Here is a 12,839-nt window from a genome sequence, read left to right as displayed (position 1 = left end):
GGAGAGGCTTTCCGCCGCTGCGCGTTCTGCTATGGGCGCCCGATCAATCCCGCAGGGCCCATCCGTTGCACGATCTTCTCCAGCTCCAGGTTCGCGATTTCGAGGTCCAGGTCCTCACCGGCGTCTATTCCGAGGAGACGCACCTGCCGCAGCCGCTGCGCATCTCGATCACCGTCGATCTCGTGCCGCCCGCGCATTTCGCGCCCGACACGCCACTGAGCGCGTCCAAGAGCTATCTCGACCTCAAGCACGCGGCGTCGACCGCGCTGCCGGCGGGGGTCCATTTCACGTTGATCGAGGGCGTGGCGGACCATATCGCCGAGACGCTGTTCCTCGCCGACGAACGGGTGCGGCGTGTGCAGGTCGAGATCGTCAAGCTCGCCATCGCCGAGGCGGACGAGCGGATCGGGATCACGCTGGTCCGGCATCGGCGCTGACGTTCAGCGGCACCGGCGCATCCTGAGAATCCTAGCGCCGGGCCTGCACCAGCCACAGTTCGATGCTCTGCCCGGGCGGCGGCAGCGGGTTGCGCGTGTCGCTGATCCAGGCGAGCCGGCCGCGCCCGTCGAGGATGCGCGCCGAGACGGCATAGCTGCGCCCCGGCTCGATCCGCGTACGATCGTAGCTCAGCGCGAAGGAGATCGGCACCTGCTGGCCCGCCGTGACGATCTGGTTCTGCGCGATCGTGGCCGCGGGCGCGTCGGCGAGGCTGACGTCGCTGATCGTCACGATCACGCGCGAATCGGGCGGCAGCGCGACGCGCTCGCGATAGGTGACCGTGCCGGTCAGCGTCGCCGCGCCGGGCTCGGGCACGGCGGCGCAGGCGGCGAGGCCGGCGAGCGTTGGAACGAGTGGCAGCAAGCGCATCCGGCGGTCTCCTTTTATACCCGGTCCGGCGCAGCCTACCCCCGGCAGGGGCCGAGCTGCGCCAGCACGAACTGGTAATCCTCGCGCGCGATCGCGGCATTGGCGGGATCCTCGCTCTCGATGCTCGCGCGCGGCAGGGCACGAGGGAGCCCGCAGGCGAGGCGGTACCACAGCAAGGTGTCGCGCTGCGGCGCGGCGGCGGCATCGTCGACGATCTCGCCGAGCGCGACCGCCCAGCGGCGCTGCTCGCCCGGGCGGCGCAGGATCGACAGCGAGATCGGCGCGCCGGTGGCGGTCTGGACGAAGATCTGGGTCTCGCCCTCGCCGGGGAGCGTACCCGGGACGTGGAAGGCGTTGCCGAGCCCGGTGACCGCGGGCGGCGCGCCGGGGGCGACGACCTCGCCGCCGATGCGCCGGACGAGGGCGTCGAGTTCGGCCGACCAGTCGCGCTGGGCATCGAGCGTGGCGAGCTGGATCATCGTCGCCTGGCCCGAAACGGGACGCGCGAACAGCAGCACGCGCCGCTTCTTGAGCTTGGGCGGCCGGCCGCGCGCGTCGACCGGTACGTCGACGACATAGCCGATGCGGGTCGGCATCGCCCCGGGCGCGCGAATCAGGGCGAGGACGTCGGCCTCGACATAGAATCGGATTCGGCCCTGGGCGACGTTCGCGGCCTCCGCGCCCTTGATTCGCACCGCGCTGCGGACCTGCGCATCGAGCAGGATCGGCGAGACCAGCACCAGATCGGCGACCTCGGCATAGCCGGGCAGGGGGGTGGCGGACTGAGCCACGGCCTGGGCCGTAGCGGGCGTTAACAATTGCGGCGAAGTTGCGGCAATTGCGGCGGAAAGCGAGAACAGGCAGGTCCGGAGCATGGCCGCGAGTCTAGGCGAACGCGCGCCAGCCATACAGAAATATTTCTGCCACCTGCGGATTATACGTTTATTGCGTCCGACAAAGCGTTTGCGTCACGCAAATCGCCGCGATAGGACTCGCGCCTCTGCCGGTGGTCGTTCACGACCGCACGGTCGAGCCACGCCGGATAAAGATGCCACGGTGCCGGGCAACGGCGCGGCCGAATGAAGGAGTTATGTTGCTGAATGGCCTACGCAGATCGTGATGTAGGAGGCAGCCGTATCGTCGCGAGCGTGATCGTGGCGATTATCCTGGCGGCATTGGGTTACGTGTTCGTAACCGGCCTCGCTTACCAATATATCAAGAAGAAGGCGGAAGAGATGTCGACCTTCGACATCGAAGAACCGCCGCCCCCGCCCGAGGAAGTGCCTCCGCCGCCTCCTCCCCCCGACAGCCCGGTTCCCCCGCCGCCGACCACGGTCGTTGTGCAGAAGCCGATCGTTCAGGTTCCGGCGCCCGCGCCCAACATCAACCTGAGCAACGTCATCCCGCCGAGCCAGCCGCCGACGCCGCCCGCGCCGCCGGCACCGCCCGCGCCGCCGCCCCCGCCGCCTCCGCCTGCGATCAGCAAGGCCGCCGCCGCCAAGGGCAACCCCGGATCATGGGTGACCAACGACGACTATCCGCCGTCCGCGCTGCGCGCCGGCGAGCAGGGGTCGGTCGGCATCTCGTTCGAGGTGAACGCCCAGGGGCGCATCCAGAACTGCTCGGTCAGCTCCTCGTCGGGATCGTCCGCACTCGATCAGGCGACGTGCCGCCTGGTGGAACGCCGCGGGCGCTATTCGCCGGCGCTCGACGCCGCGGGCAACCCCATCCATGGCGGGCGCAAGTCGCTCCGCTTCCGGTGGCAGATCCAAGAGTAAGCTGAACCTGAATCCGGTCGGCCGCGCCGCTGACCAACATTCTTGCAAGGGAAAGAACTGAACATGCTGACGACCATCCTCACCGCCGGAGCCGCTGCAGCCCCCGCCGGAGCCCCGCCGCCCACCAACTTCGACATCCTGCACGCCATGAACGAAGGCGGCGTGATCGCCTGGGGCACCGCCACCATCCTGACGGTCATGCTGTTCTTCTCGCTCTACATCCTGTTCACCAAGGTGTTCGAACAGCAGAAGATCCTCAACCAGTACAAGCGCGTCCGCGCGACCTTCTGGAACAACGCCAGCCTGCGCGAGGGCGCGGCGAAGCTCGAGAAGGACTCGGCCTATCGCCAGCTGGTCGACGACGCGCTGCAGGCGCAGGACCAGTACAAGGAGCTGACCGATCCGATCGAGGCGCATGACTGGCTGCACGGCTCGCTCAAGCGTTCGGAGGATTCGATCAACTCGCAGCTCAACGGCGGCCTGGCGTTCCTCGCCACCGTGGGTTCGACCGCGCCGTTCATCGGCCTGTTCGGCACCGTCGTCGGCATCTTCCGCGCGCTGATCAAGATCGGTGCGCAGGGCGACGCGTCGATCGGCACCGTCGCCGGCCCGGTCGGCGAGGCGCTGATCATGACCGCGCTCGGCCTGGTCGTCGCGGTTCCGGCCGTGCTCGCCTACAACTGGCTGCAGCGCCGCAACAAGGCGATCGCGGAGCAGATGAGCGGCTTCGCGAACGACGTGCTCGGCTATCTCGCTTCGGACGGCCGCGTTCGCCCGACGGCGAAGGGCAAGGCCCCGGCCGCCGCGCCCAAGGCGCCCCCGGTCGCGACCACCACTGCCAAGGCCTGACGTTCGACTGACGGCCGCGCGGCGCGGGATCGCCGCGCCGCGCGGCCGCCTTCCGGGCCTTCATGGTCCGGAGACAGGATGCGAAAGATAGGATTGCGCCAATGGCGATGAGTGTAGGCGGAGACTCCGCCGAAGAAAAACCGATGTCGGACATCAACACGACGCCCCTCGTGGACGTCATGCTGGTGCTCCTTATCATCTTCCTGATCGCGATCCCGGTGGCGATCCAGTCGGTCGAGCTGACCCTGCCCAAGGTGCAGTTCGAGCCGAACGAGACCAAGCCGGAGAACGTCGTGCTCGCGGTGCGCGGCAATGCCGACGGCAGCCAGTGCCAGGTCTTCTGGAACATGTCGCCGATCACCAGCGGCGACCTGCTCAAGAAGGGCAGCGACAAGCTCAAGGCGGTGGTCGACCGGCTCGGCGACAATGTGACGCCGGAGGATATCCCCGAAGTGCATATCCGCGGCGACGTGAACACGCCGTATCGCTGCATCGGTGGCGTGATCTACACGATGCAGAATGCCGGGTTCGTCAAGGTCGGCTTCGTTTCGCAGCCGACGCCGGGCGCTCCGGCCGAGTAAGACTAGAGTTCAGGAGATAAATCCATGGCAATGAGCGCCGGCAAAGACGACGGCGAGCCGATGATGGAGATGAACACGACGCCGTTGATCGACGTCATGCTCGTGCTCCTCATCATGCTGATCGTCACCATCCCTGCGCAGACCCATGCGGTGAAGGTCGACCTGCCCCAGAATACCGGGCAGAACACGCCGCCGCCGGTGGAGCCGCAGAAGAACAAGATCACCATCGATCCGCAGGGCAACCTGTTCTGGAACGGCAGCCAGATCGACAAGGTCACGCTGCGCCAGTATCTCGACCAGAGCGTCCAGATCCAGCCGGAGCCGGAGCTGCACTTCCAGCCCGATCCGCAGGCGAAGTACGAGGTGGTCGACGAGGTGCTCGCGATCATCAAGCGGTCGGCGGTCACGAAGCTCGGCTTCGTCGGCAACGAGCAGTATCGCAACGACTTCTGATCGCGGGTTTCCCGATCGAACTGCATGAGGGGCGGCTTCGGCCGCCCCTTCTTTTTGCTCGCGTTACGGATTGTTGCGCCGGTGCGCGCGCCGGAATCCACAGTCCGGCGGAAACGTCATAAAAGTGCAACAAACGCACTTGCCTGTTTGCAACACAAGTGACACGTTTGTGTCATTGAATTGTAACAAACAGGAGAAGATGTCGTGCGTATTGCTCTTGCCTCAATTGTTCTCGCAGCGCCGCTGGCGCTCATGCCGGCGGCGCAGGCGCAGGTCCGCGAGGATCCCTACGCCAAGGTCGCGATCCAGAATGGCGACTATGAACTGGCGGAGCGCAAGCTGCTCGCCGAGCAGAAGATCTTCCCGGCCAAGCCCGAGGTGCTGCTCAATCTCGCGGCGCTTTACACCAAGACCGGCCGCCATGCCGAAGCCCGCGCGATCTACAATCGCGTGCTTGAGCTCGATGCGGTGGCGATGGACGTCGCCGACGGCCAGGTCGCGGGGTCGCACCTGCTCGCCAGCCGCGGGCTTCGCGTGCTCGAGAGCTCGCGCCAGGCGTCGCGCTGAGGGCCTGCGAACGGGCGGATCCACCGCCCGTTCGGATCACAGGCGGGGCAGGGTGACGCCGCGCTGCCCCATATACTTGCCGGCGCGATCGGCATAGCTCGTCTCGCACGGCTCATTCCCCTTGAGAAACAGGAACTGGCACGCGCCCTCGTTCGCGTAGATCTTCGCGGGCAGCGGGGTGGTGTTGGAGAATTCCAGCGTGACATGCCCCTCCCATTCGGGCTCGAGCGGGGTCACGTTGACGATGATCCCGCAGCGCGCGTAGGTCGATTTGCCGAGGCAGATCACCAGCACGTCGCGCGGCACCCGGAAATATTCGACCGTCCGCGCCAGCGCGAAGCTGTTGGGCGGGATGATGCACACGTCGGTCTGGCGGTCGACGAAGCTGTTCGACGAGAAATCCTTGGGATCGACCACCGCGCTGTCGATGTTGGTGAAGATCTTGAACTCGTCGGCGACGCGCGCGTCATAGCCGTAGGAGGAGAGGCCGTAGCTGATGCACCCCTCGCGCCGCTGCGCCTCGACGAACGGCTCGATCATGCCGTGATCGAGCGCCTGCTCGCGAATCCAGCGGTCGGAAAGAATGCTCATTATGGCTCCTGTAGTCAGGCCTGAACGATATGCCAGAGCGCTCCGCCCGGCCCGATCAGATGGATTTCACGCAGCCCCCAGGGCATCATCTCGGGTGCGCGCGGCGGCCGCACGCCGAAACGCGCGGGCAGGTCGAGCGACTCGATATGCCGCCACCAGGCGTCGAGATCCTCGACGATCAGCTGCATCATGAAGTTGTTGGCATAGTCCTCGTTCCAGAAGTCCTGGAGCAGGAACTCATGTGCGCCGTGGCGAAAGCCCACCACGTCGCCGGCATCGAAAATCTGCTCGAAGCCGAGCGCGGCATAAAAGCCCTTCGACGCTGCGAAATCCTTGCCTCCGGGCACGAAGGTTCGGATCATCGAGCTGGCCAGCGTCATCGGATGTCCAGGTCCGCCGGCCCGAAGGCGTGCGGGAGGAGTTCGGAGAGGCGGTGCGTCTCGTACGCCTCGCCCTCGGCGCCGGCGCAATAGACGGCGATGTCGCGGCCGCCCATCTGCGCGGCCTCGTTGAGTACCTGGCGGCAGCGGCCGCACGGGCGGATCGGGTCGGTGCCGTGCGCGACGCCGCCGCGCATCATCCCGCCGACGATCCCCACCGCGACGATCGCGCGCAGCTGCCCCTCGGCATTGGCGCGGGCGACCGCGACGGTCTCGGCGCAGAGCGAGAGGCCGTAGCTCGCATTCTCGAAATTGGTGCCGGTGACGATCCGGCCGTCGTCGAGCAGCAGCGCGGCGCCGACCGCGAAGTTGGAATAGGGCGCGTGCGCATGGCGCGCGGCCTCGCGCGCGGCGGCGATCAGGGTCGGGGCAATCTCGTCGCTCATGGCGCCACCACGTTCCAGTTCACGGGGCCGTCGATCCCTTCGATTCGGCGGATCGTGCTGCTCTGCCACATCGTCCAGGGCCGCGCGAAATAATCCGGTGCGAGGAAGATGCGGCTGGCCCAGAGCGGGCGGGTGATCGCGCCGCTCACCTCGTACTGCGCCTCGAATTCGGGGGTGACGCGCAGGATCGCGGGCTTGCCGCTATGCGTCTCGATCACCGCGGCGAGACGGCGGATCTCCTCGAGCACGACGTCGCGCGCCGGGCGGGCCGGGCAGGCCTCGTCGAAGCTGAGGTCGATCACCGCCGGCAGCGCCTCCGGATCGCGCGGCACGGTCGCGACGAAGGCGCCGGCCTGCGCGGTGGCGGCGCTGCACAGCGAGAAGACATGGATCGCACCGCGCCGGATGCCGGCTTCGGCGATCCCCGCCCAGTTCGCGGCGAAACGCGCGTCGCGCGCCTCCGCCCCGCGCGTCGCCCGGGCATAGGCGAAGTCGACGTCGCGCGCCCGGACCATCGCCCAGTCGATCGCGCCATTGCCCTCGGCGACGTCGATCCCCTGCACGGCATAGGTCTCGCGCGACGGCGTCCAGCTCGTCGCATACTGCCACATCGCGCCCCCGGCCGCCGCCAGCGACAGCACGAATCCGGCCCAGATCAGCCCCCGCTGCACGTCAATCCCCCCAAGTTCACGCCTTGATATGCAGCACGCAGATCAGCGTGAACAGCCGCCGCGCGGTGGCGAAGTCGATCTCGATCTTGCCCTCGAGCCGCTCGATCAGCATGCGCGCGGCGTCGTCATGGATGCCGCGCCGCGCCATGTCGATCGTCTCGATCTGCGCCGGGGTGGCGTTGCGGATCGCTTGGAAATAGCTGTCGCAGATCGCGAAATAGTCGCGGATCGGGCGGCGGAAGCGGGCGAGGCCGAGGATCAGCGTCTCGAGCGGGCCGTCGTCGGCGCGCTTGATCTCGAGGCCGAGCCGGCCTTCCTGCACCGAGAGATGGATGCGATAGGGACCGGCATAGCCGCCCGGATAAGCGCGCTGCGGCGCGAAGCTGTTCTCCTCGATCAGGTCGAAGATGGCGATCCGCCGCTCCTGCTCGATATCGGCGGAGCGCCACAGGATCGTGCGCTCGTCCAGCGTGACGTCGATGATCCGGTGATCGGCCATGATGTGCCATCTAGGGGCGGTGCCGTTCGCTCGTCCACAGTATAAACAGCGGGACGCGGGTTGAGCGCCGGGCCGCACAGGTGGATAAGGCGCGCATGGCGACGCTTGCACAAATCCCTCCCGCTTCGGCGGATGCCGCCCCGCGGCTGCCCCAGAATGTCGAGGCCGAGGCGGCGCTGCTCGGCGCGATGATGATCGACAACCGCCTGGCCGACGACATCGTCGAGGTGATCCAGGACCAGCATTTCTTCGAGCCGGTGCACGGGCGCATCTTCAAGGCGATCAAGACGCTGAGGAAGAGCGACATGCTGGCGACGCCGGTGACGCTGAAGCCGCTGTTCGAGAAGGACGAGGGCATGGCGCAGCTGGGCGGGCCGGCCTATCTCGCCCAGCTCACGGGATCGGGCGCGGGGCTGATCGGCGCGCGGCAATTCGCGCGGCAGATCTACGACCTCGCCTTGCTGCGCGAGCTGGTGACGGTCGGGCGCAACATGGTCGAGAAGGCGCTCGACACCAGCGAGGACGTCAACCCGCGCGAGCAGATCGACAAGGCCGAGGAGGCGCTGTTCAAGGTCGCGGCGGACGGCGGGACGGCGAACACGGTCAAGTCGTTCAACGAGGCGACCAAGATCGCGCTCGAGAACGCCAAGCGCGCGCAGAGCGCGGGCGGCGGCGTCGCGGGGGTCACGACCGGGTTCGATTCGGTCAACGGCCGGATCGGCGGCCTGCACCACAGCGACCTGATCATCCTCGCCGGCCGCCCGGGCATGGGCAAGACCTCGCTCGCCACCAACATCGCCTATAATGCCGCGCGGCGGCTGATGGACGATATCCGGCTGGGGATCAGCCCCAAGGAGTCGATCGGGGCGAAGGTGGCGTTCTTCAGCCTCGAAATGTCGGCAGACCAGCTGGCGCTGCGCATTCTTTCGGAACAGTCGAAGATCGCCTCCGAGGCGCTGCGCATGGGCAATATCAGCAAGGCCGAGTTCGGCGCGCTCGCCGCCGCGGCGGCCGACCTGGAACAGCTGCCGCTCTATATCGACGACACCGCGGGCCTGACGATCAGCGCGCTGCACAGCCGCGTGCGGCGGCTCCAGTCCAAGCATGACGGCGAGCTCGGCATGGTCATCGTCGACTATCTCCAGCTGCTGCAGGGCTCGGGCAACAACCGCGACGGCAACCGCGTGCAGGAAATCTCGGAGATCAGCCGCGGATTGAAGACGCTGGCCAAGGACATCAACGTGCCGGTGATCGCGCTGTCGCAGCTGAGCCGTGCGGTCGAAAGCCGCGAGGACAAACGGCCGATGCTGTCGGACCTGCGCGAATCGGGCTCGATCGAGCAGGACGCCGACATGGTGTGGTTCGTGTTCCGCGAGGATTATTACGTCGCGGCGCGCGAGCCCAAGCGGCCGCGCGAGGGCGACGATCCCAAGACGTTCGAGGATCACGCCAAATGGGCGCTCGAGATGGAGCGCGTGTTCGGCCTGGCGGAACTGATCATCGCCAAGCAGCGCCATGGCGCGACCGGCAAGGTGACGCTCAAGTTCGAGCCCAACATCACGCGGTTCAGCGACTATGCCGGCGACGTGAGCGGGCCGTACGGGGATTGATCGCGCCGCGGAAAGTCCCAAGCGCCATACGGCCTCGCACGCGACGGAAGTTGACAAAGTTGACACTTGCGACGCGTTTCGCGCGGCGGTTGTCGACCATCCACGGTTCAAAGGGCGGCCGAAGTCTCGACGGCGCGAGAGCAGCAGGCGAATTCCAACATTGCAAGAAGGATTTGGGTCGAGTTTCGACATTCCTCCCCCGCTGGGGGAGACGGCCTGGCCTCAGCCGTCCCTTCCGTACACGTCCTTGCGGAACGCGACGCCGGTCTTGGTCGCCATCGCCGTGAGATAGGTGAGGTAGACCGGCACCTGCACCGGCAGCGGCACCGCCTGTTCGGGCGCCTTGGATGGTGCGCGCAGCGGCCTCTGGAGCAGCCAGCGGCCGAGCGTCGCCGCGTCCTCGAGCCGGATGCAGCCGTTGCTGAAATGCCGGTCCTCCTTGCGCAGCAGGTCGCGCCTGGGCGTGTCGTGAAGGTAGATGCCGAGCTTGTTGGGGAACAGGAACTTGGCCTTGCCCATCGAATTGCCCGACCAGGGCAGCTCGCGCACGCGGGGAATGCCGTCGCCCGCGGCGACCGCATGCCAGTCGATGCTGCCGGCGGGAATCCGCCGCGCATCCGCGCCCCAGCCGTCGAGCGCCTCCATCTTCTGCGCGGCGAGCGAATGCCCGGCCAGCACCTTGGGCGCGACATCGTCGCGGACAAGATAGTCGGGCACGTTCCAATAGGGATTGAGGATCGCCCATTGCAGCATACCGGCGAGCATCGGTGTCTGCGTCTCGGCGGCGCCGACCACGACGCGCATCGTGCCGACCTGCTTGCCCGCCTGATAGTACCAGAGACGGCCCGAGGAGGCGTCGACGACGATGTGGCGCACGGCGGGACCCGGCAGGAGGCGCGCGCGATCGAGGTTGAGCGCGAGCCGCGCGAGCGTGTCGCGCGAAGCGCCGGTGGCGCGGGCGCGGGCCATCAGCTCGCGCAGACGGACATAATGGTCGCTCATCCAGCCCATGTTGCGGATATAGCCGGCGAAATCCTTGGGGAAGGCGGCGGCGCGCAGCACGGCGTCCTCCGACAGCTTGCGCGGGCGCAGCTTCTTGTCGGCGAAGGTCATCCCGGCCTCGCCCGGGCGGCGCTGGTCGCGGACATAGCTGGCGAGCGCCTCGGATAATGCGAGCTCGGCGCGCGCGACATCGTCGGGCGATCCCGCCTTGGCCGCGGCGAGCGCGTCGCGCAGCCTGCCGACCTCATAGTCAGAGGGATCGAGCCCATCGAGCTCGGCCGAGCGCAGATAGCCGACCAGCACCTCCGCCTCGGCCCCGATCCTGCCGGAGCGGGCCCAGAGCGGGCGGAAACCGCGCGCGGCGTAGAATTTGCGGGTCTTCCCCTCGGCCTGCGCGCGGATCGCCGCGGCGACCGGCCCCATCCGGGCGTCAGTGGCGGCGGGACGGTTCTGCTGGGCGAGCGCCGGGAGCGGGCTGGCCGCGGCGGCGCAGAGCGTGACGGCGAGGAAAGAGTGGGGAATGCGGCGACCACGCATTCCCCGGCGCTTGGCGATCAGCCCTTCTCCCCCAGCCGCGTCGGGCCCGGCGGGGGCGGCGGCGGGGCGGCGGGTGCGTTGGGATGATAGATGCCGTCGGCGCTGTAATAGCCGTCGATGATGCCGTCGCCATCGCGATCGGCGGCGACCGATCCGGCGACCGCGCCCGGGGGCGGCGGCGGCGCGGAAGCGACGGCCTCCTCATTCTTCGAGCAGGCGGCCAGCGTCAGCGCGGCGAAGCCTGCCAGCACGAGGGTGGTTTTACGCATAATACGTCCCTTTTTCCGGCGTGCGGGGGAGTCCCGCACGCGTCGGCTGGCTCCCAACGGCCAAGGGTTCGTTTCGCCTCAACCATAAAGACGCGCCACGACCAATGGTGTGTCTCGTGCGGTGACTTGCGGAAACTGCAATCAGAAACGCTGGTGGCGCGACCCATCGATCGTGTCGCAGCTGCCGCGGAAGCCGGAGCCGTAGATGCCCTGGATGGTGATCCGCCCGCTGCGCCGGTCGATCGTCACGCGCGGCTGGTTGGCGCCGTTGAGGCGGTAGCTGGCGCGGATCTGGTAGCGATCGGTGGAGACGTCGCGCAGGTCCCACCAGCCATCGCGGCGCGTGCCGCCCGAATGGATCGGCGGGATCAGCGAACGCGGCAGGCGGATTCGGCCACCGCCGTCCCAGATCTGGATCATCACCGATGCGTCGAACTGTTGCCGCGTGAGCTCGGTACGGTTGCCGAAGTCGTAGCGGTCGGTGTCCCAGTTCCATTGCCAGCCATAGCGGTTGGCGACGCCGGGCCGCTGCCCTTCCCCGAAGCAGATCAGGCCGAGCGAGATCGGCCGGCCGCCGGGCCAGCCGCCGCCGGGGCGGTCGTCCCAATCGGGGCGGCCGGGGCGGTCATCCCAGCCGGGCCGGTCGGGCCGGCCGGGACGCCATCCGCCGGACTGGCGGCAATCGGCCGGGGGCGTCATGATGATCGAGGCGAAGCGGCCGTTGGCCGTCGCGATGCTGACGCACTGGCGGCGCTCGGCGCTCCACCAATAGGCCCAGCCGCGGTCGCCGCCGCCCTCGCCGCGCACATAGGTGTAGCCGCGCCGCTGCAGCTCGCCCTCGGCCTGGCCGGCGCGGGCGTTGACCATGTCGCGCAGGTCATAGGGGATGTCCTGCGCCGCGGCGGGCGGTGCGGCCATGCCCGCGAATGCGGTGACGGCGACGGTGGCGAGAAGCTGGAAACGGCCCATCGGAACTCTCCCCTGTGCGAGAACGAACGCTTGAACCTTGTCGAGTCGCGGTGCCGCGACGCATGATCATTCTAGCATGCACGAAAGGATCGGCGGCGATGCATTTCATGGGGCTGCTGAAATCGCTCGACGAGCTTCTCTACGAGGTGATGTCGTGGCTGATCTTCTATCCGATCACTCTGTGGCGCACGCTGACGCGGCCGCTGCAGATGATGGATTATTCGGACCGTGAGCTGGGGCAGGCCGACGAGCGTCAATATGACGACACGCTGCCGCCGCCCTTGTTCCTGCTCGTGTCGCTGCTGCTCGCGCACGGGCTGGAGCTGGTCGTGGTGGGCGACAGCCCGCTGATCGAAAGCAGGCGCGGGCTCGCCGCGCTGGTGCACGACGACACCACGCTGCTGATCATGCGGCTGGTGGTGTTCAGCATCTTTCCGCTGATCTTCGCGACGCAGATGGTGCGGGCGCAGCACGCCGAGCTGACGCGCGGCACGCTGCGCCGCCCCTTCTATGCGCAATGCTATGCCGTGGCGCCGTTCGCGCTGGCGATGAGCGTCGCGGGGATCCTGATCCAGATCGACTGGTTGGAGGTGCAGGCCGCCGGGCTGGTCCTCGGCGCGCTGGCGCTGCTCGTCTTCGGGCTGGTGCAGTCGCGCTGGTTCGCCCAGCGGCTGCATCGCAGCCTGCTCGCCGGGTTCGGCCATGCGTCGATCGCGATGGTCGGAAGCCTGGTGCTGGTGCTGCTGACCTCGCCGCTGTTCACCTGACGA

18 protein-coding genes are annotated in these 12,839 nt (G+C 67.8%); 8 read left to right on the top strand and 10 right to left on the bottom strand.

From position 1 onward, the window contains the following. The first annotated feature begins 65 nt into the window (after positions 1-65). Complete coding sequence (locus ACO227_RS02170) at positions 66-437, top strand: dihydroneopterin aldolase (RefSeq protein WP_423604910.1); 372 nt, start codon at positions 66-68, stop codon at positions 435-437. A gap of 31 nt (positions 438-468) precedes the next feature. On the opposite strand, the gene ACO227_RS02165 is transcribed toward ACO227_RS02170, so the two are convergent. Beyond that, the gene (locus tag ACO227_RS02165; protein ID WP_423604908.1) at positions 469-867 is read right to left on the bottom strand and encodes a YbaY family lipoprotein; all 399 of its coding nucleotides are present in this window, start codon (positions 865-867) and stop codon (positions 469-471) included. Positions 868-902: 35 nt separating this feature from the next. Next, a complete protein-coding gene (locus ACO227_RS02160) occupies positions 903-1,658 on the bottom strand; it encodes a hypothetical protein (protein ID WP_423604906.1) in 756 nt (251 codons plus the stop codon). Positions 1,659-1,967: 309 nt separating this feature from the next. Here ACO227_RS02160 and ACO227_RS02155 point away from each other — a divergent pair, with 309 nt between their 5' ends. From ACO227_RS02155 to ACO227_RS02135, 5 genes are all read left to right on the top strand, one after another. After that, positions 1,968-2,645 carry a TonB family protein gene (locus tag ACO227_RS02155; RefSeq protein ID WP_423604904.1) on the top strand — a complete coding sequence of 226 codons (678 nt, stop codon included), beginning with the start codon at positions 1,968-1,970 and terminating at the stop codon, positions 2,643-2,645. A gap of 63 nt (positions 2,646-2,708) precedes the next feature. After that, positions 2,709-3,494, top strand: coding sequence for a MotA/TolQ/ExbB proton channel family protein (locus ACO227_RS02150; RefSeq protein WP_423604903.1), 786 nt, complete (start codon positions 2,709-2,711; stop codon positions 3,492-3,494). Between the two features lie 101 nt (positions 3,495-3,595). After that, complete coding sequence (locus ACO227_RS02145; protein WP_423604902.1) at positions 3,596-4,075, top strand: ExbD/TolR family protein; 480 nt, start codon at positions 3,596-3,598, stop codon at positions 4,073-4,075. 24 nt (positions 4,076-4,099) lie between these two features. Then, positions 4,100-4,528, top strand: coding sequence for an ExbD/TolR family protein (locus ACO227_RS02140; protein WP_423604900.1), 429 nt, complete (start codon positions 4,100-4,102; stop codon positions 4,526-4,528). A gap of 204 nt (positions 4,529-4,732) precedes the next feature. Next, positions 4,733-5,095 carry a tetratricopeptide repeat protein gene (locus tag ACO227_RS02135; protein WP_423604898.1) on the top strand — a complete coding sequence of 121 codons (363 nt, stop codon included), beginning with the start codon at positions 4,733-4,735 and terminating at the stop codon, positions 5,093-5,095. Positions 5,096-5,131: 36 nt separating this feature from the next. Here the strand turns inward: ACO227_RS02135 and dcd are convergent, their stop codons facing one another. The 5 genes from dcd to ACO227_RS02110 are packed head-to-tail and all read right to left on the bottom strand — an operon-like array spanning position 5,132 to position 7,682. Next, complete coding sequence (gene dcd / locus ACO227_RS02130) at positions 5,132-5,686, bottom strand: dCTP deaminase (protein ID WP_423604897.1); 555 nt, start codon at positions 5,684-5,686, stop codon at positions 5,132-5,134. Between the two features lie 14 nt (positions 5,687-5,700). Further along, positions 5,701-6,048, bottom strand: coding sequence for a VOC family protein (locus ACO227_RS02125; RefSeq protein WP_423604896.1), 348 nt, complete (start codon positions 6,046-6,048; stop codon positions 5,701-5,703). Between the two features lie 14 nt (positions 6,049-6,062). Beyond that, complete coding sequence (locus tag ACO227_RS02120) at positions 6,063-6,512, bottom strand: cytidine deaminase (RefSeq protein ID WP_423604895.1); 450 nt, start codon at positions 6,510-6,512, stop codon at positions 6,063-6,065. Continuing rightward, positions 6,509-7,183: a GH25 family lysozyme gene (locus ACO227_RS02115; protein ID WP_423604893.1), complete on the bottom strand. Its 675-nt coding sequence runs from the start codon at positions 7,181-7,183 to the stop codon at positions 6,509-6,511. The genes ACO227_RS02120 and ACO227_RS02115 overlap by 4 nt, the downstream gene beginning before the upstream one ends. Before the next feature lie 16 nt (positions 7,184-7,199). After that, entirely contained in the window at positions 7,200-7,682 is a 483-nt protein-coding gene (locus ACO227_RS02110) for a UPF0262 family protein (RefSeq protein WP_423604892.1), read from the bottom strand. A gap of 95 nt (positions 7,683-7,777) precedes the next feature. On the opposite strand from ACO227_RS02110, the gene ACO227_RS02105 reads away from it, so the two are divergent. Further along, entirely contained in the window at positions 7,778-9,292 is a 1,515-nt protein-coding gene (locus tag ACO227_RS02105) for a replicative DNA helicase (RefSeq protein WP_423604890.1), read from the top strand. A 222-nt stretch (positions 9,293-9,514) separates the two neighbouring features. Here the strand turns inward: ACO227_RS02105 and ACO227_RS02100 are convergent, their stop codons facing one another. From ACO227_RS02100 to ACO227_RS02090, 3 genes are all read right to left on the bottom strand, one after another. After that, positions 9,515-10,831, bottom strand: coding sequence for a L,D-transpeptidase family protein (locus tag ACO227_RS02100; protein ID WP_423604888.1), 1,317 nt, complete (start codon positions 10,829-10,831; stop codon positions 9,515-9,517). A gap of 17 nt (positions 10,832-10,848) precedes the next feature. Then, a complete protein-coding gene (locus ACO227_RS02095) occupies positions 10,849-11,100 on the bottom strand; it encodes a hypothetical protein (RefSeq protein ID WP_423604886.1) in 252 nt (83 codons plus the stop codon). A gap of 141 nt (positions 11,101-11,241) precedes the next feature. Further along, the gene (locus ACO227_RS02090; protein WP_423604885.1) at positions 11,242-12,069 is read right to left on the bottom strand and encodes a hypothetical protein; all 828 of its coding nucleotides are present in this window, start codon (positions 12,067-12,069) and stop codon (positions 11,242-11,244) included. A 62-nt stretch (positions 12,070-12,131) separates the two neighbouring features. On the opposite strand from ACO227_RS02090, the gene ACO227_RS02085 reads away from it, so the two are divergent. After that, positions 12,132-12,836: a hypothetical protein gene (locus ACO227_RS02085; protein ID WP_423604883.1), complete on the top strand. Its 705-nt coding sequence runs from the start codon at positions 12,132-12,134 to the stop codon at positions 12,834-12,836. Positions 12,837-12,839 lie beyond the last annotated feature (3 nt).

The sequence above is a fragment of the Sphingomonas sp. MS122 genome, from assembly GCF_049532975.1.
Classification (GTDB): Bacteria; Pseudomonadota; Alphaproteobacteria; order Sphingomonadales; family Sphingomonadaceae; genus Sphingomonas.
This window is presented reverse-complemented; position numbering and strand designations above follow the sequence as displayed.